This window comes from Ornithinimicrobium avium, assembly GCF_003351765.1.
Classification (GTDB): Bacteria; Actinomycetota; Actinomycetes; order Actinomycetales; family Dermatophilaceae; genus Ornithinicoccus; species Ornithinicoccus avius.
In genome coordinates, this window is the sequence record NZ_CP031229.1 from 924,675 (window position 1) to 944,492 (window position 19,818).

A 19,818-nucleotide genomic window follows, 5' to 3' on the forward strand; every position below is an offset into this window, starting at 1 on the left:
ACGACGGCGCGCGCTCACCCTGCCCCGGCCTCCGCCCACACCCAGGCGTAGCCGAACGCCAGGCCCAGCTGAGGACGGTCGGCCGTCAGGGTGACCGTGGGCGGCGCCGGCCCTGCGTCCGGACCGAGGACCGGGGGTTCGTACAGGGTCACGGGGAGGGCGTTCCGCACCTCGCGCAGATGGGTCACCGGATGGAGGTCACCGAAGTGCACGGTGACTGCGCACCGGTTCATCAGCTGCATGGGGACCGCGACAGTAAACGGGCTGAGCGCGGCGATGCCCGGCTCCTCCACCGTGAGCGCGTAGGCCGCCGTCGTTCCGGCCACTCCTTCCGGAAGCCTCAAGCTGGCCTCCCAGACGCTGGCGGAGATCGGCTCGAGGTCGAGCAGCTCCGCGCCGCCGACGCTCAGGGTAGGTGCCTCGGGCCCGCGGTTGCCGGGCGTCCCGAAACGTTCCCGCAGCTCGATCTCCCCACCGCGTCGCCGCAGGACGGTCTTGGCCGAGACCAGCCGGACCACGGGACGCCGTAGGTCGGTCGTGACGTGGTGACTGAGCAGTCGCACCGGCTGGGCGCTCGTGCCCGTCAGCGAAGGGTCGCGCAGCGCCCGCGCGACGAGCGTGTTGGCCTGCACGAGGCGGCGACGGATCGTGCGCGGAGTCACGTGCAGGACCTCGGCCGCGGCCGCGACACGGTCCTGCAGGAAGGGCTCGGAGCTGCGCGCCCCGATGCCGTGGAGGAGGACCACCTGGAGGTCCTGGGGCAGGCTGGCGATCGCTGTCCGCAACTGCTCGAGGACCGCCTGGGGGCCGGGCTTCGCGTCGTCGATGCCCAGCGCGGCGCGCAGCGTCGGCCCGAGAGCCTGGCCCAGGTCAGGGTTGCGCAGTCCTCGTCCTCGGTGCAGACGCGCCAGCTCTGAGGTCAGGGGGTCGTGGTCCACAAGTCCCAGGATGGCGGCCACCGGAACCGAAGACAAGGATCCCGGCCGGGGGCGTGCCGGCCCGGACACCTCCCAGCTCCCAACTGCTCAGTCCTGCTTGTCGTAGAAGCATCCGGTCGGCACCGGCTCCCCTGCCGGCAGCACACCGATAACGACCACTCGGTTCTGGTGCCGTTTGCCGGGGTCGACGCCGTCGAGCCCTCCGTCATCTGGACAGCCGGCGTAGCCCTGGCCCATGGAGACGATTTGCCTGGCATCGACCCCGAGGTCGATGAGCAGATCACGAACCGCATCCGCTCGAGCCTGGGACAGCTCGTCATTGGATGCCCACTTCCTGGTCGCCATGCTGTCGGTGCGACCGACCACGTACAGCTTCTCGTCGGTCCGCTCCCGAGCGACCCGTGCGAAGTTCTCGATCACCGCTCTGCCTTCGTCCGTCCACTGCGGGTCAGCGCCATCGGGCTCGAAGTGCAACGACCCGGGATAGAGCAGCACGGGCTCCTGGGTCGTCGCGGTGCTTCTCAAGTCGACGACGGGTGGGCGGATGGGTTCGACGAAGCCGGTACTCAGCTCCGTCACGTTCCCCTCGACACGGGTCCACGCGGTGGCGTCGACCGTCACGTCGGCGCCGGTGTCCCGGACGAGCGCTTCCCAGATCGCGGTCACTGCCCGCTCCTGGACGGTATGGAGCTCCGGTTGAGGCAGGAACGTGCCGCCCAGGCCGGAGAGCACGACGGTAACACCAGGACTCTGCTGCAGCGCTTGGCCACTTTGGGCCACCGCAGACGCGACATCCGACGCCTCGGACGTGGACCATCCCGCTCTTGTCATGTCGACCGCACCCCGGTCCGACAACCCGTTGTCGAGTACGAACACGACGGACGCCGCCGGCTCCCGCGAGGCGGCGCGCAGGGCCAGGTCCAAAGCCCGGTGCAGGTCAGCGCCCTCCGTCAGGGGTGTCGGGTTGAGAAGGTCGTCCAGCTCGGAGCGACGTTCGCGCAGCAGGCGCTCCTTACCCGGGCCGTTCTTGTCGTTCACCTCGGCCGAGAGCGGCGCGAACCGCTTCCTCGCCGTCTGGGCAGGGGCGCCATCGACGCCGATGACCGTGAGCTGACCGCCTTCAAGGAGGAGGTGATCTAGCGCACAGGACAACTCTGGGCTGGTCGTGGCGCCGTCCGCCGCGGTCAGCACCGGCCGGGGCATGTTCGCGTGAGTTCCGAGGACCAGGATGACGTTCTCCCGGAGGCCACCCGCCTCGCATCCGGACGCCGACGGGGCGGCACCTTGTTGGCCGCCGCTCGCCTGAGCGCATCCAGTCAGGAGCAGGAGGAGGAGCAGAACAGCCATCAGGGGTGAAGGGTTGCTAGAGCGCATACCAGTCCTTTCCGTGTCGGGGGCAGCACGCCTGGAGGCTGCATCGGGTGCACAGGGGTCGAGCGGTCACCGTGGAGCTGCCGGGGCAGGAATCCCCCAAGGGGCACGTCTGGAGCGCGATGCCGCACCAGAAGCAAGTGCCTCCGTCTGAGTCGCCGCCCCGGGCCGCGGCCAGTGCGCCCAGCCACCGCCGTGGGCGGTAGATGGTCGTCATGCTGCGGACCCGTCTTCCTGGTCCAGGGACTCGTCGTCCCCAAGCCGGACCGTGCCTTCGTCCTGCGACGCCAAGCCGGCCGCCTCCGCAGCCTCTTCGGAGCCCGCACGCCGAGCGATCTCGAGCTGCGCGAACATTCTGAGCGCCTCGCCCAGGTCCTGGATGCTGCGTCGCTGGGTCGCGTAGTCCTCACCGATCTGCACCGGATCGGTGCCCGGGGAACGGCCGACCTCCTCGTGCCGGCGCACCTGACCCACGAGCTCTGCGATCTGGGAGTCAAGGCTGCTCGCCCTCTCCTCGAGCCGGGTGCGGTGGCGCCGAGCGTGGCGGAGCCGCACGGCATACGGCTGCGTCACGAGGTAACCGTCCACGAAGGCGAAGATCCCGGTGGCCAGGTAGAGACCCGACATGAGGATGGCCAGAAGCCACTCGACACCGCGGTCCTCGGCCGCGAAAACGGTCTCGGCGGCAAGCCACCGGACCACCAAGAGGATGAGCCCGAAGACGGCCCAGGCACAGACCACCGCGATCACCCCCCAGGGCTGACGACGTACCGAGACGCTGCCGTCCTGCTGGGTGTCGTCGAAGTGCGCCTTCGCGACTCCGCTGGTGAACATGGCAGCGGTGCTCACAACCACCACAGCGGAGGCGATCAGATTCGGCCCTGAGAGGCCGAAGGGACTGCTGAGGGGCATGAGCATCAGCATCAGGGTGCGGATGAGGACGAAGTCGGCGACCGACGCGATGAGCAGCAGGATGAGGACCACTGCCCAGGGCAACCACGCAGGGCCCATGCTGGCGTACTCTCTGAGCCCGCAAGTACGGCTCCCACCGGAATTCGGCTCCTCAGACTCCTTCTTCGGGTCGTGGATGTCTTTCATGAGATGCGGGGTCCTTCCGGGTTGAGCGTGGCGTTGAGCTGGGCGAGCAGACGGATGGTGTCTGCCCGGACCACCTCGAGCTGGGCGAGCCTGGTCTTCGCGATCTGGAGGTGTTCGTCGTTGGCAGATCGAATCCGGTGCGCGGCAGTCTGGGCCGACCGCTCCGCCACCTCGCTGGCCCGGGTCCACAGTTGTTCCTGGGCCCGCAGGTAGGGGCTGAGAAAGTCCAGGGTTCCCTCGTCGAACATGTCGGGGCACTGCTGCAGGTATGCGGAGATCCACAACTGCATCTCCAGCTCACCGGGGATCTGTGTGGGCAGGTGGGGGTCGACGGGGGTCAGTCCGTCGACACCGAGCATCTCCTCGAGCGGAGCAGCGTGCGCGATGTTGAACTCCCGGAGACTGAGCGACCGGTCGGACGACTCGGGCGCGGAGGACCCCTCCTGCCTCTCCGGCAGGAGCCGGTTGAGGAGTTCACGCAGCATGACCGTCCCCCTCGACGCTCAGGACCGACTGCGTCAGCGAGACGGCCTGGGGCCGCGCGATGTGGAGCATCCACGCGGGCTCGGGCGCGTGCACGGTCGTCGCCCGCGAGTATGCGCGGACGTAGGCTCGTGTGTAGGTAGCGAAGAGCAGCGTGTGCCGGGCCTGGAGGAGGTGCAGCTCCGCTGCGGTGCGCTCGATCAAGGACTCCAGCTCCGAGGTGGCGGCCGCGGCCCGGTCCCGGCGCTCTTGCTCCCTCTTCAGGTGCGCCGCTTCGCTCGTCTGGCGCCGCCGCCGTTCCCGCACCTGCGCCATGGTGGTGGGCGACGTCGTCGCCACGGTGGCCTGCTTGCCTGGCGGTGAGTCGCTCAACGTTGCAGTCACTGTGATCCTGGGTGCTTCGATCGCCCTTGTCCACCGCTCGAGGCAGCAGGAGACCTCCGCGTCCAGGGCGGCCTGTTCGCGCTCTCGGCGGGCGAGCCAGGCATGGGCTCCGAGATGGCTCAGCCGGCGCGCGGAGCGTCGACCGTCTCGGGCCCCTGCCCATACGTGGTGCGCCCGTTCCGCCAGCGAGGGGGATGAGCTTGATCGTGCCATGCGGGGACCGTATGGAGCAGACGTCGCCATAGTGTCGCAGCGCATCCGGATGCGACAGTGACGCGACGGTCGGCGCCTATCCTCGGCCCACCATCGCGTCAAGAGATAGGACCGACATGGCCAGTCGATCAGACATCGAGCTCGTGCTCTCGACCCTCGACGAGTTCGAGGACGTGAGACGTGTGCCCGAGGCCAAGGCGCTGTGGGACGTGAGCGTCGTCGTCGACGGGACCAGTCCCGTGCGCCTCCTTGTGGACAACGGGATCAACGAAATCTACGTGCAGGGGATCCTGCGCGATCCCTGCCTCGACGCGAACCCGGCGCTCCTGCTCGAGGTGCTCCAGGGATATGGCACGGTCGGACTGGCCTCGCTCCAGGGCGATCTGTGCCTTCGCGGAAGTTGTTTCCTGGAGTACTCGCAGGTGCACGCCATCACGAACACCTTGCTCTCCGTCGTGTACGCCTTCAACGACTACCGGGGACGACTGGCCGCCTGAGATCCACCGCGCCGGCTCGGCCTGACGTGCGACGACAGCGTGGCGCACAGCCCGGGTTGGCAGCGCTGGTCCACGTGCTTGGTAGCTCGCACTCCATCCGCACCTCAGCTCGCCGACCCGCCACGTCGCGGCGCACGACGCCATGTCCCTCCTCCGGGCGGCGCGACCGGTAGTGGGCGCACCATGTCCGCGGTGTCACACCGGCTCAGAGCATCACCTGGCTACCGCGTACCGATGGGGAGACGCACTGTCCCCTCGCCCGGGTGCAGGTCGGCAGACCGGACGGCGGCACCGGGCTCGCGGTAGGGGTTGACGAGCGGGCGCAGGTCCAGCGCCCGTCCGTCGACGCTCACCTCGGCCACCCCGTGGCCCTTGCTCCCGCAGACCAGCTCCACGTCGGCCCGCCGACCGCCCGCCAGCGGCACCGACGCCCGCACCGTCCCCAGTGCCGGGTCCAGCACCGGGTCGATCTCGAGCTCCTCGCCGGCGTGCCGCAGCCCGAGCATGCGCTGGGAGAGGACCTCCAGGAACAGCCCCGGGCCGGGCGAGAACACCCGCCATCCCGCCTCGAGCGGCACCCTCCCCGTCAACGCCTCCTCGTACCCCGCCGAGGGGCGTCCGGCGAGTACGCAAGGCTCAGCGTGCTCAGTGTCGAGCTGGTCGGAATTGCCGACGTCGACGGGGACGGTCAGGACGAGCTCGTCGTATCGCTGATGTGCAGCGGCACTGAGATCGAGCACTGCTGCGCAGGACAGACCAGCATCATGACGAGTGTCGCCGCCTACCGCCAGGAGTCGGGAGGCCTGCGCCTGGTAGCGCCTGGGCTCATGGGCGGCCAGTGGCTCCCCGGCGACGAGTCCGGTCCGATCTCCCGCCGGGGAATCAACGCGGCTGCGCTCGACGGCTCCACCCTGGTCACGACGGAGTACACGCCGTACTCGCACATGTACAGCGTGGAGGACCTGCACGACCACGATCCCAGCGAGTGGATCACCGCACGGTACGTGGTGCGGGACGCTCGTGGGTGCCGGAGTCGTGACACGGCTTTGCGGCAGGGTCCTGGCGGCACGTGCGACACAGCCGCGACACGTCCCACCTAGCGTGAGCGGCCCCACCAGCCAAGGAGGATCCATGACGGTTCACCGTGAGTCTTTCATCGACGCCATCGCCAATGCCGCGACGCGCGGGCCCGTGCCCTGGGCATCCCCTTCACCGGCTCGCCCGGGCCCCTCAACGCGATCACCGACGTGCCGGGCGTCGAGGTCGGCTACGTGACCCTGGTCGAGGGCTCCGGGCCGCTGCGGGTCGGTGCCGGCCCGGTGCGCACGGGCGTCACCGCGATCCTGCCGCGGGGTCGTGATGGTGTGGGTATGCCGTGCGCGGCGGGGTGGCACTCCCTCAACGGCAACGGCGAGATGACCGGCACCACCTGGATCTCGGAGACCGGTGCGCTGTCGCTGCCCGTGCTGATCACCAACACGCACGCCATCGGACCCTGCCACCGCGGGGTGATCGACTGGGTCGTGGCCAACCGGCCCGAGGCCGCGACAGGCTGGCTCCTCCCTGTGGTCGCGGAGACCTACGACGGCTACCTCAACGACATCAACGGCTCACACGTGACCGCAGCCCACGCCGTGCAGGCGATCGACGACGCCGCACCGGGCCCGGTCGAGGAAGGCTCCGTCGGCGGCGGCACCGGGATGAACTGCTACGCCTTCAAGGCCGGCAGCGGCACCGCCTCCCGGCTCGTCCACCACGGCGGCGACCGCTACACCGTCGGCGCGTTCGTCCAGGCCAACTTCGGCCGTCGGCACGAGCTCGTGGTCGCCGGCCAGCAGGTCGGCGACGCGCTCGGTGTCGAGAACCCGATGGACGAGGCCCACCAGGCCGTGCCACCGGGCGCCGGCTCGGTCATCGTCGTCGTCGCCACGGACGCACCGCTGCTCCCGGGCCAGTGCGAGGCCCTGGCCCGCCGGGTCCCCCTCGGCCTGGCCCGCACCGGCACCACCGGCTCGCACTTCTCCGGCGACATCTTCCTGGCCCTTTCCACCGCGAACCCCGGAGCGCTGGGCAGCACCAAGAGCGCCGACGGCACCGAGGGCTACGACGAGCTGCGGTTCATCCAGTGGGGCAGCATCGACCCGCTCTACGAGACCGTCGTCACCTCTGTCGAAGAGGCCGTGCTCAACGCCCTGATCGCCAACGACACCACCGTCGGCCGCGACGACCACCGCTCACCGGCCCTCCCCCACGACCCTCTCACCGACCTGCTCACCGAGCGCGGAGTCGCCCTCGCCCCGCTCCGCTGAGGGCTTCCAAGGGCGGCCGGAGCGGATCTTCGGCAGACGGCGGACGTGGCGGAGTCGTCCTCCCCTCGCCGGTGACACGGTCCGCAGCCCCCGCTCAGGGAAGGAGGACGATCTTGCCGCCGGTGCGGCGCTCAGCGAGAGCGGTGTAGGCGGCCCGGACCTCGTCCAGCGGATAGGTCGCCGCGATCGGGACCACCAGGTCGCCGCGGACGATCATGGCAGCCAGGTCGGCCAGCGTGTCTGCGGTCGTGGACGCGTGCCCGAACACCCCGCGGGCGCCGTTGCGACCGGCGGCCTCGAAGTCGGCGATCGTCACCACCCGCTCCGGCGGGACCCCGAGGCCGAGCGCCAGGTCGGTGTAGCCCTGCCCGAAGCAGTCCAGGAACGCCGCGACACCCTCGGGCGCAGCGGCCCGGAGCCGCCCGGCCAGATCCTCGCCCCGGTTCACCGGCTCGACGCCCACACCCCTGAGCCAGTCATCCTTGTCCGGACCGGCCACCCCGAGCACCCGGACGCCGTTCGAGACGAGCAGCTGCACCAGGATCGAGCCCACCCCACCGGCTGCCGCCGTCACCACCACCGACTCACCCTGCTGCGGGGTCACAGCGTCCCGCATCGCGACCGCGGTTCCCCCTGCGACGTACAGGCTGCCCGCCTGCTCCCAGGGCACCTGCTCGGGACGAGCGGTGATCTGCGAGGCCGGGACCGCCACATACTGCGCGTGCGCGGACCGCTCCCCTGACCAGCCGATGACCTCGTCGCCGACCTGCCAGCCGGTCACACCCGTCCCGAGCCCGCTGATCCGACCGGCGAGGTCGCTGCCCTCACCCATCGGGAACGCCGCGGTGCGGTCGGGGTCGAAACCTCCCTCCCGGATCCCGGCCTCCCCCGGGTTGATCGAGGTCGCCACCACCTCGACCACCACCCGGTCCGGCTGCGGGACCGGGATGTCCACCTCGCGGACCTGCAGCACCCCCACGTCGCCGTACTCGTCCAGCCTGACCGCCCGCATCTGCGTGTCCTCCGTCGCCATGGCGCCAGCCTGCCTCAGGAGGCACGACCAGCGAAAGGCGGGTCCCGCGGCACAGCGTCGCCCCCTACCCTCCCCGCACCGCCGCATACCTGGCCAGCACCTTGCGCGTGGGCTCCACCTCCACCCCCAGCGCGCCGAGCCGGGAGGCGTCCAGGACCGGGCGGTGCGCGAGGAAGACCGTCTGCTCCGGCCCGTACTCGGTCAGCCCCAGCCGCCTGCCCACCGCGAGCGCCCCACGGAGCAGCGGCTCGGGCACGACGAGGGTCCGCTTGCCGAGCGCCCGCGCGATCTCTCCCACCCCCACCGTGCCCTGCCCCGCGACGTTGACGACCCCGGTGGTCGGGCAGGTCACCGCCGCGAGCACGACCCGCACGACGTCCTCGTCCCAGACCAGCACGAACGGCGAGGACGCCCCCGCCAGCCGCAGGATGAACCACCCCGACCACAGCCGGGTGATCCACCCTCGTGTCCAGCGCCACCCCGAGCAGGATGAGCGCGAGCACGATCCGCAGCGTGGTCAGCGAGCCCTCGTCGAAGGCGATCTTGATGCTGTCGACGTCGGTCATCGCCCCACCTCCAGCTCGGCGGCCTGCGCGCGCACCGCGCGCCGGTAGGCGTCCTTGTTGACGTAGTAGGCCATCCGCTCCAGTCCCAGGTAGTGGTATCCGCCGCTCAGGTCGGGCCAGGCCGCGCGGTCGGCCACTCGGGCGCGCAGCTGCGCCGCGGCCGGCGCACCGCTCTCCCGGGCGGCCAGGTATGCCGCGACGAGCTCGGCCTGCTCCCAGCGCCCCTGCCAGCCGATGCCGGACGCCTCGACCATCCCCACCACATACAGGCCCTCGGCCGCGGGGGAGGCGATCTGCAGGTAGAGCCCCGGCGCCCCCCGCCCCCTCGGGCCAGGCCAGCAGGGAGCGGTCGAGGAAGGGTAGTGCAGGCGGTAGCCGGTGGCCAGGACGACCACGTCATACCCCTGGCGCGTGCCGTCGCGGAAGACGACGCCGTCGCCGTCGAGCCGCTCGACGTCCGGCCGCACGCTGGCGTCGCCGTGCCCCAGGTGGTGCAGGATCAGGCTGTTGACGATCGGGTGGGACTCGTAGAGCTTGTGGTCGGGCTCGGGGAAGCCGAAGCGGGGTCGGGTCGCCGGTGAACATCCGCAGCAGCCGGGAGTCGAGAGCCTGCTTGATCCGCGGCGGCAGCGGACGGCCCTGGTTGAGGGTGTCGGAGGGGCGCCCGAAGAGGTACTGGGCACGAAGTGGTAGCCGCGCCGCACGCTGAGGTCGACGCTGGCGGCGTGGTGGACCGCGTCGACGACGATGTCGCAGCCGGAGTTGCCGGCGCCGACGACGAGTACCCGCTTGCCCGCGAACACCTGCGGGTGCTTGTAGGCCGCGGTGTGGAAGATCTCACCATCGAAGTGCCCCGGCAGCTCCGGCACGTTCGGCTCGGACAGGGTGCCGTCGGCCACCACCACCCCCGCGTGCTCGGACTCGACGGGTATGCCGTCAGGCCCGGTTGCGCGGACCACCCACCTCTCGGGGGCGGCCGGGTCACCGACCGGCTGCACCGAGGTCACCTCGGTGCCGAAGCGGTAGCCGTCCCGCAGCCCGAACCGGTCGGCGTAGGAGCGGAAGTAGGCCAGCAGGTGGGTGTGCGAGGGGTAGTCCGGCGTGCCCGGCGGCATCGGGTGCTCGACGAACTCCGTCGTCGTCCGGGACGAGATGAGGTGCGCCGACTCGTAGACCGTCGACCGTGGCGCGTCGATGTCCCACAGCCCGCCCACCTCGTCGGCCAGCTCGTAGCCGGTCCACGGAAGCCCGAAGCGCGCCAGGTTGCGGGGCCGCGGCCAGACCGGAGGGGCCGGCGCCGATCACGGCATGGGTGAGTATCTTCGTCGTCACGGTAGGGGCAGGCTAGCCCAGCCGGGCATCGCCCCGGCCGCTACCCGAGGAGCGGCTGCACGATCTCCTCGGGGCGGTTGAACCAGCGGTGCATCTGCAGCGCGAGTCCGAAGCCGAGCGCGAGACCGACGACCAGCAGCGGGAACCCGTAGGACGACAGGTAGGCCGTGAAGATGCGCATCGGGAGCATGACGTACCACGGCCCGGTTCCGGTCGAAGCCGCCCAGTCCGGCGAGAGTCCCAGTCTGAGCCAGCTGCTGAGGAGACCCGGTATGCCGAAGCAGGCGCACAGGGTGAACAGGGCCCCGGGCCACTCCATGTCACCGAGCAGGTTCCACCCCAGCACCAGGACGGCGGCGCAGGTCCCCACCACGAGGGGCAGGGTGAAGCCCGCGGCGAACCACATCGCCCGAGACTGCGCGTCGCTCACCCCCTGGTTGGCCAGCAGGTCGGCGATCACCTGGACGGGGGACGTCCCGAAGCCGACGACGAGCACGACCACGGCGACGGCGGCCCAGACCCAGGCCATGTGGGCTGCCGGTGCGGTGAGTCCGGACGTCGCGATCCGGGGATGCGGTGCGCTCATGGCAGGGCTCCTCCTGTAGTCACGGCAGCCACCCGTGGACTGCCTGGATGTCCGCGCAGAGCCGTCTGAGGTGCTCCTCGCGGCCCTGCTCGGAGGGTGAGATGTCGGTGCTGTCGGTCGCCGGGCCGGTGCTGGTCGCGGCCGGCACCTGGCCGGGCAGCTCCTGGCAGTTCGTCTCGGTCGGCAGCTGCTCGCGCATCGTCGCCTGCGTGCTCTGCGCGAGCGTCCATCCCAACGGCGCGGCCGCGCCGCCGGCGGCGACCGGGAAGATCGTCACCACGTTCGCGAGGGTGTCCCCCGCTCCACAGTCGTCCTTGGCCTGCCGCGCGGCGTCCTCGACCGTGCGGGCCGCTGCGACGAGCTCCCGGTCGGAGCGGTTCCCGTAGAAGGCGCCGACCGCCAGGCCCGGCCCCAGGGTCTGCAGGGGGCGGGCGTCAGGCTCGGTGCTGGCCGTCGGGGCGAAGGTGCTGTCGATGATGAGAAGGCGAGGGACGACGCATCCGAAGGTCTGCCTCTTGTTGACGTTCTCCATCCTGGGACCGATGGCCTCCAGCACGTTGGTGACCGACGAGCCACCCGAGTTGTCGAACATCCCGCCGTCCAGGACGAAGGTCTCCTCCCCCTGGCAGTTGCGCAACGTGCCGGTCGGGGAGACGAACGGGAAGCGGGCCGAGACCAGCGCCGCGGTCGCCAGGCTCACCTCCTGCGGCACACCGTCGCGGTCGCACAGGTAGCGGTTGCCCTGCCGGACCGGTGCGGCGCCCGGCCCGTGGGAGGGCACGTCGGCGAGGACACCCGTGCACCGGGTCTGCGGCGAGGCCTGGGTCAGTGTGGAGAGCGTGAAGCGGCAGCCGTCCTCGACGCTGGTCGCGTTCAGGGCAAGGTATGGCGTGTGCCCCGCAGCCCACGACAGGGGCCGGGCGAGCTCGGGCTCGACCTCGGTGAAGGCGTCGCCCAGCGCGGCCGACCGGTCGTGGCCCGGCAGCGGAAGGCGGAGGAGGGAATTGGGCAGGTCACGGGCGAACAGCGCTGCCACCGCGGGCGCCAGGAAGTCATGGCTGAAGGTCGTCGCGGGCTCCTGGCCGCTGCGCTCGTGGGCCGCCACGAGAGCCAGCCCGACCGCGCCGCCCGACACACCGCTGGCGAAGAAGACATCCTGCATGCGGTCGCGGTCGGCCTGGTCCGCGTCGGAGCAGCCTGCCCCGAACGCGCAGTCCCACACCTCCTGGGTCCAGAAGGCCGCCCGAACCCCACCGCCGCTGCTGGCCACGAGGACCAGCGAGCGCACGTCACCCGGACCGTACGTCGGGGCGGACGGGGCACCCTCGCCCACGTACCACCTGGTGAACGCCACTTCCGCCGAGACCTGGGTCGAGGCCCTGCCCGGGTCCAGCAGCTCGACGTCGTAGTAGCGGCCGTCGGTGTCGATGGTGCTCGCGACAAGCCCCCACAGCACCAGACCGAGGATGACCGGCATCCGACGGACCCGGGTGATGGCCAGGGCACCACGCACCGCCCACCTGTCCCCGAGCAGGGTGAGCCCGGTGAGTCCGCAGACGCTGACCAGGGCGAACCAGACGACCACTCCCACCGTCCCCAGACCCGTCCACACGGCAGCCGGGAAGGGCAGTGCCGAGACGCCCAGCGCGACGCCGCTCACCGCGAGCCACGCCGCGACCTCGGTCCACCCCGGCTCCGTGCCCGCGGCGAGGTCACGTCCCTGGTTGATGGCGACGAAGACGACCAGCAGCACTCCGAGGGCAGCGGCCCACCAGAACATCCCTGCGCCGGGCGGGTGCTCGTTGACCGCCCACGTCGTGGTGATCGCGCGCAGCAGCCCGAGCCACAGCAGCAACAGCGGCAGCGCGGCCAGCAGCCACACCCACGCGGCCGGCGCATCGGCACGTGGGGCGCCAGCATGCAGGGCGAGCCCACGCACCTGGCTCGGCCAGGACAACGCGGTCCAGAGCAGCAGCGCCACACCGGGCACGAGGAGCAGGGCCAGGAACGTCGCCCGACCGGCCTCCAGGGCCGGCACGAGAACGGCGCTGACCCCGAGCAGGACCAGGACCACCCCTGCGACCAGGGTCCGCCGCAGCCTGGGCGCGGTGACTGCTGACACGGCCGGGGTGCAGCGGAAGGCGGCGACGCACCGCATACCCCCGCGGAGCATCACCCACGAGGTGAGCGTGGCCAGGCCGGTCGCGAGCACGATCTTCCAGGGAGACTGGGCGGCGTGGGAGAAGACGTCGTCGATCTGCCGTCCGATGTCACCGCCCAGGGCCAGGAAGAGCGCGACCAGGACGATCCCGACCAGCACGTTGCCGCGCAGCGCCCCCAGCCCGGTCAGGGCACGGTCGCGCAGGGACCGGAAGCTGCTGGCGACGAGTAGGACCGGCACGACGGCGAGGACCAGCCCGACCCACTTCAGCAGCGACACCCCGCCAATCGCGCGGGCCGCCAGCATGGCCACCCCCGGCGCGGTCCCGCCCTGCAGGTCGACGTCCTCCCCCCACAGGCCCAGCCCCACCGTCGCGGCCGTCTCCAGCAGGTCTGCCACCCAGTAACCACCGAGTGCCAGCCCGCTCCAGCCGAGCGCCTGGGCCGCGGCAGCCCGCCGGGGCGCCTCCGGGTCCTGGCTGCCGCCCTCGGCGAGCTGACGCTGGACGGTGGCGCGCACGATGAGCAGGAGGACCACCAGCAGCGTCATCAGGATCAGGTCGACCGCGAGGTAGGACCACAGCAGGCCGGCAGGGTCGGCCCATCCGGTCACGACGTCGAGCGAGGTCTGTGGGGTGAGCAGCCGGACCGGTGAGGCGACCGCGCCGAAGCCGCCGGCGAGCGCGTCGAGACGGTGGCGGGCGGCGAGCGCCGAGTCGATCCGGCCGATGACCACACCCGCCGAGAGCATCAGCGCCAGGGCCGCAGACCAGTAGGGAAGGACAATCTGCACCGCGGCCGAGAAGACCTCGTCGCCCCAGGTCACCAGTGCCCGAAACCGCCTCCAGACCACCACCCATCCGCCCACACGCCCTCCTCAGGCCGTGCCGAAGTTGGCTGACGCTAGCAGCGCGGCGCGGGGTTACGCAGGAGTAGGTTTCGATGCGTTCGCCCTCCGATTCCGCCTAACCTGTGGTCACCCGCAGCCGCACCGGCTCGCCGCCCTCCCCGAGATCAGCCACCCTGACCGCGGCACCAGGTTCGCGGTACGGATTGGCCAGGGCACGCAGGCCCAGCGGCCTCCCGTCCACGCTCACTTCGGTCACGCCGTGACCGAAGCTGCCGCAGACGATCTCGACCTCGGCGCGTCGGCCATCCGCCAGTGGCAGCGACGCGTGCACGGTGCCCAACGACGGGTCCAGCACGGGGTCGATCTCGAGCTCCTCGCCGGCGTGCCGCAGCCCGAGCATGCGCTGGGTGAGGACCTCCAGGAAGAGCCCTGGCCCGGACGAGTACACCCGCCATCCCGCCTCGAGCGGCACCTGCCCCGCCAGCGCCTTCTCATAGTCGGCCGAGGCTGCGTACCTGTCCGGGAAGGCCGCGTCGGAGGACGAGGAGTAGGTGTTGGCCTGCCGCGGCGCCGCGCTGGGCACGAGCTCCTGCAGCCCGACCGGCACGGCGCGCGCGAGCGCCGCCAGCACCCCCGGCCCGTCGCCCACCCTGGCGAGGGCCTCGGCATACCGCAGGTGGGCGTGCATGTACATGATCCCCACCTCGCGCCCGAAGAAGCTGCTCGCCTCCGCACGCTGGAAGACCTCCGTCGGACCGCCGCGGTAGGCGACCGGCCGGTCGAAGAGCCGAGCGCCGTCGGGACCGAGCAGGTGCGCCTCGATGAGCGCCAGGTGCTCGCGAGCCGCGTCCGGCGAGAGCTGGTCGCCGGCGATGGCGTGGATCATCGGCAGCACGGAGTAGGTCAGCCCGGTGCGGGTGTCCCGCGGGTGGATCATCGGCTCGAGGCGCCCGTCCTCGAGCACTCCGTACCCCGACATCACCCCGTCGACGACGAGGTGGCGCTCGACGTCCCGCGAGGTGTCGGTCGCCAGGGCTCTCGCCCGCTCCCCCAGCTCCGGGTATGCCGTGCCCAGCCCCTCGACGAGCCGGTTCAGCGCCTCCACCTGGAGGACCGCCGTCCACGTCGAGACCATCCGCCGGGCGAGGTCGGGGTCGGCGGGCTGGAGGGAGTCGTTCCAGTCGCCGTGACCGTAGGCGGGCAGCGAGGTGCCGCCGATGAAGGTGCTCTCGACGACGTCGAGCGCCCGGCGCAGGTGCTCGGCGACCGAGCCGCTCCCCCCGGGCGCGGCGTCGCCGGTGAAGCCGACCTCCTCCTCGAGCACGGACCGGTCGCCGGTGGCGTGGAGGTACTGGCCCACCGCCAGGAGCGGCCAGTAGACGACGTCGCCGTGCGCGTCGTCTACGGCGTCGACGCGGTGCGAGGCGAGGAAGTCGAAGGCCTGGGGCCAGTCGCCCCGCTCGTGCTGGCCGCGCAGGACCAGGAGGAGCAGCTCGCGCCACTCGCCGTGGCGCGCCCAGGACCGCAGCAGGCCCACCGGCCCCTGGCAGACGTCGCGGGTCCCCCACTTGCCGCCGGTGTGCTGCTCGAGCCCTCGCGGCGAGAGGTAGTGGACGGCGGCGTCGTGCGCGTACCACCCGGTGACCCGGGCGATGCGGGCGAGCGCGTCGGCGCCGTCCCCCGCACCCTCTGCCGAGACGGTGACGGCCTCGTGGACCGCCGGCCACAGGTCGGCCCCGGCGGAGGTCGCCCCGGTGGCCGCGTCGCCGCCCGGCCGTGCCCCGGGCAGCAGCTCGAGCGCCCACTCCGCGGAGGGCTCCAGGCGCAGCGTGACCAGCGGCTCGCCGCGGGTCTGCCCGTCGGAGAAGATCGCGCCGTCGTCCGAGACCTCGTGCACGTCGGCACCCTCGACGGCGACCTCCAGCGAGTCGATCGTCGCCCCCTCCGGCGCGGCGACACGCACGCCGCTGCCGGTGTCGGTGATCTCGCCCACCTGCCCGGGTGCGCCGGCCCAGTCGAGGTGCAGCAGGGCGAGCGCCGGCACCGGTGCGCCGCTCAGGGTCTCGACCTCGACCCGGCAGCTCCCCGAGACCGACTGGGCGCGCGCGGTGACGCGGAGGGTGAGGTCGGCCAGGACGTACCACCACGTGGCCAGGTCGACGTCGCTGAGCCACAGGCTCGGGGTGCCCAGCAGCTGCCAGCCGTCGCCGAGGTCGACGGCGAGCCGCATACCCCGCATCCGGGCGATGCCGAGCAGGTCCTCGCGGGCGGAGAGGACCCGCCCGAGGTCCACGTGGCCGCGGGTGAGCTGGCTGCAGAAGGAGCCGTCCATCCATACGGTGCTGGTCACGTCCCCCTCGCTCGGCAGCAGGCGGTGCAGCGGGCGCAGGATCTGACCGTGCGGGCGGAGCACCGCCGCCTGCTTCGCGGCGGTGACCACGTGCCCCCCGGCCGGTGTGAACCAGCTGACCTGCCGACCGTCCAGGGTCTCCACGTGCGACCGGCCGGTGCCGACCAGCTGTTCTGCCTCCCCGGCGCTGAGGTCGCGCGGCAGGAGCGGCGGAGCGCTGTCCAGCAGGTTGCGGCCGGGCTCGTCCTCGAGTTGCGTCGTCCCCGGCTGCTCGAGGTCACGGTGCACGAGCGGTCGCGGATCCGGCTCCAGCCCCTCGGCCACGGCCGCGTCGGCGTCGGAGGTCGCGCCCGGGTGGTCCGCCAGGAGCACGGTGAAGAACCCGCTCGTCCAGTCCTCCCCGGGCGCCAGCGCCACCGTCTCGCTCTGGAGGGCGGCCGCGGCGTGCTCGTGCTGGAGCCGTTCGCCGGGCAGGTCCGCGCGCAGCCCGGGCCACGCAGCCCCCTCCGGACGTCCCCGGCCCGCGAGCTGGAGCCCGTCGGTGGCCCAGCTCGTCGCTCGGGTCCAGCACCCGACCAGCGCCCACGGCGCCCTCTCCCCCGGCATGTTCTGGCGGACCGCGACGCCGGGCCCACGGGCACCCAGGTCGACCGGCGAGAGGTCGAGGTACTGGCTGGGGTAGAGGCGGTTCGCCAACAGCACCTCCGCGGGCGACAGCGCGAGGTCCTGGACGTGGAGCAGGTCGACCTCCAACTGCTCCTCGCCCCCGTTGGTCAAGAGCACCTGCCAGCTCCACCCGGTCCGTCCCGGCAGGGTGGACAGCCGCCAGCTCCAGGTGACCGGGAGGTCCGGCAGGGTGCCCGTGCGGACGGCCACGACCTTCCCGCCCGGGCCGACCGTGTCGCCGGTCGGACGCGGGCCGACCGGGTCGCCGGTCGAGCGGGTGCCCACCAGCGGGTATGGCGTCCAGCCACCGTCGCGCACGCGCAGCCACAGGCCCCCGATGCCGTCCTCCAGCTCCGAGGCGGGATGGAGCAGCAGGTCGAGCCCGAAGACGCGGGCGGAGCGCAGGGCTCCGGTCGAGGTCAGGTCCAGGCGCACCTCGTCGTCCGTCATGGCCTCGACGGTAAGCGCTTTCACCTGTGGCTCGCAACGCCGACCTCGGTCGCTATCCTGGGCGGGATCGCAGGAGGAAACGAGCCGATGACCACCGTCCGACCCCGCGGAGGGTCCCGCGCCACCATCTACCAGGTGGCCGAGGCCGCCGGCGTGTCCATCGCCACGGTGTCCCGGATGATCAGCTCCCCGGACAAGGTCTCCCCGGGCACGCGGGACAAGGTCCAGCACGCCATCGACCGGCTCAACTACGTGCCCCACGGCGCCGCCCGGTCCCTGGCCGCGCGGCAGCAGGAGGCCTACGGGCTGGTGCTGCCCGAGCTCGCCGGTCCCTACTACGCCGAGTTGCTGACCGGGTTCGAGCAGGCCGCCGCCGAGCGGGGGGCCGGCGTGGTCCTGCTCCTCACCCACGACAAGGAGGACGTCGAGCGCGCCGTGAGCCGCCTCGCCGGCCGGGTGGACGCGATCGCCCTGATGGGCGGCGTGCACGCCTCGGTCGAGACCGTCTCGGCGGTGGCGAGGAAGATCCCCGTCGTGCGGGTCGCCGCTGAGCAGACGGACGAGATCGAGACCTTCTCGACCGAGAACATGGAGTCGGCGCGGGAGCTGACGCGGCACCTGCTGCACGTCCACGGCCTGCGCCGCCTCGTCTTCGTCGGCGCGACCGCGACCGTCCCCGACGCCCGGGGCCGCTACCAGGGGTTCGTCGAGGCCCACCGCGAGGCGGGTCTGCGTCCGGCGCCGCGCCTGGCGGCGGACCTCAGCGAGGACGGTGGACGCCGGGTCGCCGAGATGGTCGCCGACGGCCTCCTGAGCGCCGACGGCGTCGTGTGCGCCAACGACGAGCTGGCCCTCGGGCTGCTCGCGGGGCTGGCGGCCGCCGGCATCGAGGTCCCGGGGACGATCGCCGTCACGGGGTGGGACGACCAGATGGCGGCCCGCTACGTGACGCCGGCGCTGACCACCGTGCGCCAGCCGGTCCGGGAGCTGGGGCGCAGGGTGGCGGACCGCATACACGAGCTGCTGTCCGGCGAGAACGGCAGCACGGCGGACCACGAGATCGCCACCGAGCTCGTCGTCCGACGCTCCTGCGGCTGCCCCTGACGAGGCGCCCCCGACGCCGGAACTCCCGGTTGTGCGCCCCCCTGACCCTGTGTACCTTGTTGGACATGCGCATCCTGTAAGCGCTTACTCACACGGTCGTGGGCTTCTGCCCCGAGAGAGAGGCACCTCCATGCGTCGCAGTTATCTGTTCATCGCCCTCACCGCGAGCACAGCGCTGGCCCTCACCGGCTGCGGGCGCGACAGCGGCGGCTCCGGCGGCGAGGCGGCCCCGACCACCGGCGCAGCGGTCGCCACCGAAGGCGTCTCCGGCAGCCTCGACGTGTGGGCGATGGGCGCCGAGGGCGAGAAGCTCCCCGACCTGGTCAAGGAGTTCACCGCCGACCACCCCGACATCAAGGTCAACGTCACCGCGGTGCCCTGGGACTCCGCCCACGACAAGTTCGTCAACTCCATCACCGCCGGCACCACCCCGGACGTCGCCATGGTCGGCACGACCTGGATGGGCGAGTTCGCCGGGATGGACGCCCTCGACCCGACCCCGGGCACGATCGACACCTCGAAGTTCTTCGAGGGCGGGCACAACACCACCGTCGTCGACGGCACCTCCTACGGCGTGCCCTGGTACGTCGAGACCCGCATGGTCTACTACCGCACCGACGTCCTCAACGACGCCGGCGTCGAGGAGGTCCCGACCGACCAGGACGCGTTCAAGGACATGGCCGCCTCGCTGCAGGACACCAAGGACGTCAAGTGGGGCATCAGCCTCCAGCCCGGCCAGACCGGGTCCTGGCAGACGGTCCTGCCGTTCGCCTGGTCGCGCGGCGCGAGCATCGCCGACGACAACGGCTGGACCTTCGACACCCCCGAGATGGTCAAGGCCGTCGACTACTACGGCAGCTTCTTCGCCGACAAGATCGCCGACCCGAACCCGCCACAGGGCCAGACCGAGGCCGACTTCGTCAGCGGCAAGGTCCCGATGTTCGTCTCCGGACCGTGGATGCGCACGATCGTGGAGGACTTCGCCAAGCAGAACAAGGGCGACGACTCCTTCGCCGAAAGGTACGACGTGGCGCCGATCCCCTCGGCCGACGGCGCCGAGTCCAGCTCCTTCATCGGCGGCTCCAACCTGGCCGTCTTCAAGAACACCGAGAGCCGCGACGCCGCCTGGACCCTGGTCGACTGGCTGACCCAGCCCGACACCCAGGTCAAGTGGTTCGAGCTGACCACCGACCTGCCCTCGGTGCAGTCGGCCTGGGAGGACCCGAAGCTCTCCAGCGACGAGAAGCTGGCCAAGTTCGGCACCGCCCTGCAGACCGCCCAGGCGCCGCCGAGCTTCTCCACGTGGGAGCAGGTCGCCGAGGCCTTCGACGGCGAGATCGAGAAGGTCGCCAAGCAGGGCCTGTCCGGTGCTGACGCCATGGAGGCGACCCAGTCCCAGGCAGAGTCGATCGGCACCGGGCAGTAAGC

The 19,818-nt window shown here is 71.7% G+C and carries 17 protein-coding genes; 5 read left to right on the plus strand and 12 right to left on the minus strand.

Annotation, left to right across the window (positions count from 1 at the left end; translation table 11 throughout):
* Nucleotides 1-14: 14 nt before the first annotated feature.
* The 5 genes from DV701_RS04345 to DV701_RS04370 form a co-directional block, all read right to left on the minus strand.
* Nucleotides 15-938 carry a hypothetical protein gene (locus tag DV701_RS04345; RefSeq protein WP_162802792.1) on the minus strand — a complete coding sequence of 308 codons (924 nt, stop codon included), beginning with the start codon at nt 936-938 and terminating at the stop codon, nt 15-17.
* An 87-nt stretch (nt 939-1,025) separates the two neighbouring features.
* On the minus strand, nt 1,026-2,285 hold the full coding sequence (locus tag DV701_RS04355; protein ID WP_162802793.1) for an OmpA family protein: 1,260 nt from the start codon (nt 2,283-2,285) through the stop codon (nt 1,026-1,028).
* A gap of 237 nt (nt 2,286-2,522) precedes the next feature.
* Nucleotides 2,523-3,407 carry a hypothetical protein gene (locus DV701_RS04360; RefSeq protein ID WP_114927229.1) on the minus strand — a complete coding sequence of 295 codons (885 nt, stop codon included), beginning with the start codon at nt 3,405-3,407 and terminating at the stop codon, nt 2,523-2,525.
* Entirely contained in the window at nt 3,404-3,892 is a 489-nt protein-coding gene (locus DV701_RS04365; RefSeq protein ID WP_114927230.1) for a hypothetical protein, read from the minus strand. The genes DV701_RS04360 and DV701_RS04365 overlap by 4 nt, the downstream gene beginning before the upstream one ends.
* Entirely contained in the window at nt 3,882-4,262 is a 381-nt protein-coding gene (locus DV701_RS04370) for a hypothetical protein (protein WP_228255214.1), read from the minus strand. The genes DV701_RS04365 and DV701_RS04370 overlap by 11 nt, the downstream gene beginning before the upstream one ends.
* Nucleotides 4,263-4,603: 341 nt before the next feature.
* Between DV701_RS04370 and DV701_RS04375 the strand changes: the two genes are divergently transcribed.
* Entirely contained in the window at nt 4,604-4,984 is a 381-nt protein-coding gene (locus tag DV701_RS04375; RefSeq protein ID WP_114927232.1) for a hypothetical protein, read from the plus strand.
* Between the two features lie 221 nt (nt 4,985-5,205).
* On the opposite strand, the gene DV701_RS04380 is transcribed toward DV701_RS04375, so the two are convergent.
* Nucleotides 5,206-5,574 carry a hypothetical protein gene (locus tag DV701_RS04380; RefSeq protein WP_162802795.1) on the minus strand — a complete coding sequence of 123 codons (369 nt, stop codon included), beginning with the start codon at nt 5,572-5,574 and terminating at the stop codon, nt 5,206-5,208.
* Between the two features lie 51 nt (nt 5,575-5,625).
* On the opposite strand from DV701_RS04380, the gene DV701_RS04385 reads away from it, so the two are divergent.
* Together DV701_RS04385 and DV701_RS04390 are read left to right on the plus strand one after the other, a co-directional pair.
* A complete protein-coding gene (locus DV701_RS04385; RefSeq protein WP_114927234.1) occupies nt 5,626-6,084 on the plus strand; it encodes a hypothetical protein in 459 nt (152 codons plus the stop codon).
* A gap of 138 nt (nt 6,085-6,222) precedes the next feature.
* Complete coding sequence (locus DV701_RS04390) at nt 6,223-7,293, plus strand: DmpA family aminopeptidase (protein WP_267874144.1); 1,071 nt, start codon at nt 6,223-6,225, stop codon at nt 7,291-7,293.
* Between the two features lie 94 nt (nt 7,294-7,387).
* On the opposite strand, the gene DV701_RS04395 is transcribed toward DV701_RS04390, so the two are convergent.
* From DV701_RS04395 to DV701_RS18120, 6 genes are all read right to left on the minus strand, one after another.
* Nucleotides 7,388-8,326, minus strand: a complete 939-nt coding sequence (locus DV701_RS04395) for an NADP-dependent oxidoreductase (protein WP_202863629.1) — start codon at nt 8,324-8,326, stop codon at nt 7,388-7,390.
* A gap of 64 nt (nt 8,327-8,390) precedes the next feature.
* The gene (locus tag DV701_RS04400) at nt 8,391-8,723 is read right to left on the minus strand and encodes a Rossmann-fold NAD(P)-binding domain-containing protein (protein ID WP_114927237.1); all 333 of its coding nucleotides are present in this window, start codon (nt 8,721-8,723) and stop codon (nt 8,391-8,393) included.
* 165 nt (nt 8,724-8,888) lie between these two features.
* Nucleotides 8,889-10,106, minus strand: a complete 1,218-nt coding sequence (locus tag DV701_RS04405) for a flavin-containing monooxygenase (protein WP_229574882.1) — start codon at nt 10,104-10,106, stop codon at nt 8,889-8,891.
* A 158-nt stretch (nt 10,107-10,264) separates the two neighbouring features.
* A complete protein-coding gene (locus tag DV701_RS04410) occupies nt 10,265-10,810 on the minus strand; it encodes a hypothetical protein (RefSeq protein WP_114927238.1) in 546 nt (181 codons plus the stop codon).
* Between the two features lie 19 nt (nt 10,811-10,829).
* Nucleotides 10,830-13,796, minus strand: a complete 2,967-nt coding sequence (locus tag DV701_RS04415; protein ID WP_162802796.1) for a hypothetical protein — start codon at nt 13,794-13,796, stop codon at nt 10,830-10,832.
* A gap of 139 nt (nt 13,797-13,935) precedes the next feature.
* The gene (locus DV701_RS18120) at nt 13,936-17,286 is read right to left on the minus strand and encodes a GH36-type glycosyl hydrolase domain-containing protein (protein ID WP_162802797.1); all 3,351 of its coding nucleotides are present in this window, start codon (nt 17,284-17,286) and stop codon (nt 13,936-13,938) included.
* Between the two features lie 87 nt (nt 17,287-17,373).
* Here DV701_RS18120 and DV701_RS04425 point away from each other — a divergent pair, with 87 nt between their 5' ends.
* On the plus strand, nt 17,374-18,390 hold the full coding sequence (locus tag DV701_RS04425) for a LacI family DNA-binding transcriptional regulator (RefSeq protein WP_114927240.1): 1,017 nt from the start codon (nt 17,374-17,376) through the stop codon (nt 18,388-18,390).
* A gap of 130 nt (nt 18,391-18,520) precedes the next feature.
* Nucleotides 18,521-19,816 (plus strand): sugar ABC transporter substrate-binding protein, encoded by a 1,296-nt coding sequence (locus DV701_RS04430; RefSeq protein ID WP_114927241.1) that lies wholly within the window; start codon nt 18,521-18,523, stop codon nt 19,814-19,816.
* The last annotated feature ends 2 nt before the right edge of the window (nt 19,817-19,818 follow it).

What these genes read in the sequence shown, in the direction of transcription:
- DV701_RS04365 (WP_114927230.1), bottom strand. Translation starts at nt 3,892, where the DNA reads ATGCTGCGTGAACTCCTCAACCGGCTCCTGCCGGAGAGGCAGGAGGGG.
- DV701_RS04395 (WP_202863629.1), bottom strand. Translation starts at nt 8,326, where the DNA reads ATGGCGACGGAGGACACGCAGATGCGGGCGGTCAGGCTGGACGAGTAC.
- DV701_RS18120 (WP_162802797.1), bottom strand. Translation starts at nt 17,286, where the DNA reads ATGACGGACGACGAGGTGCGCCTGGACCTGACCTCGACCGGAGCCCTG.
- DV701_RS04375 (WP_114927232.1), top strand. Translation starts at nt 4,604, where the DNA reads ATGGCCAGTCGATCAGACATCGAGCTCGTGCTCTCGACCCTCGACGAG.
- DV701_RS04425 (WP_114927240.1), top strand. Translation starts at nt 17,374, where the DNA reads ATGACCACCGTCCGACCCCGCGGAGGGTCCCGCGCCACCATCTACCAG.
- DV701_RS04360 (WP_114927229.1), bottom strand. Translation starts at nt 3,407, where the DNA reads ATGAAAGACATCCACGACCCGAAGAAGGAGTCTGAGGAGCCGAATTCC.
- DV701_RS04430 (WP_114927241.1), top strand. Translation starts at nt 18,521, where the DNA reads ATGCGTCGCAGTTATCTGTTCATCGCCCTCACCGCGAGCACAGCGCTG.
- DV701_RS04355 (WP_162802793.1), bottom strand. Translation starts at nt 2,285, where the DNA reads ATGGCTGTTCTGCTCCTCCTCCTGCTCCTGACTGGATGCGCTCAGGCG.
- DV701_RS04410 (WP_114927238.1), bottom strand. Translation starts at nt 10,810, where the DNA reads ATGAGCGCACCGCATCCCCGGATCGCGACGTCCGGACTCACCGCACCG.